This window comes from Streptomyces anulatus (genome assembly GCF_000721175.1).
Taxonomy (GTDB): domain Bacteria; phylum Actinomycetota; class Actinomycetes; order Streptomycetales; family Streptomycetaceae; genus Streptomyces; species Streptomyces anulatus_C.
Map to the genome: position 1 here is coordinate 1 of NZ_JOEZ01000119.1, position 547 is coordinate 547.

Below are 547 nucleotides of genomic sequence, written 5' to 3' on the forward strand. Positions count from 1 at the left end.
CACCAGGCCGGGGTCTCACCGCAAGATCGACACCCTAGAAAGACGATCCCTTGGCTACACAGCACACTAGCTCCGCCCTGCCCGCCCCCGCACGCTCCGCCGCGTACCCGATGGCCAAGCCCGGCTACGGCAAACGCTCCGCACCGGACCAACACCCGCGTACGCCGCACGACTTTGCCCTCCTCCCGACCCGCGAGCGGTACGTCGCCGGGTTCGTCGACCACCTCCCCGAAGGCGCGGCGATGAGCGTGAAGCAGCTCGCCAAACAGCTGCCGCTCTACGGGCAACAGGCCATCTCCACCGCCCTGACAGCCCTGTCCGTCGCCGGACACCTGCGACGCGTACGGTGCTCCGTCGGCGCGGGCGACGAGACCCGCTGGGCCTTCCGCACCTTCTGGTCCCGCACCGCCCGCGACAACGAATGGTGGAACGCCTACCTCGCCACCGAGAAGGCTCTCCGGACCGTCAGCTCCGCACCGGACACCCCGGCCCCCGCGACAGCGCCCCCGCCTCCCTGGGCCCCGGCCGAGGACCCGCCGCCGCCCGC

Annotated in this window: 1 pseudogene; it reads left to right on the forward strand. The window is 72.0% G+C overall.

Annotated features, from left to right (window positions below):
• Positions 1-50 precede the first annotated feature (50 nt).
• A pseudogene (locus tag IG90_RS0138770) lies at positions 51-547 on the forward strand (MarR family transcriptional regulator); the annotation flags it as partial.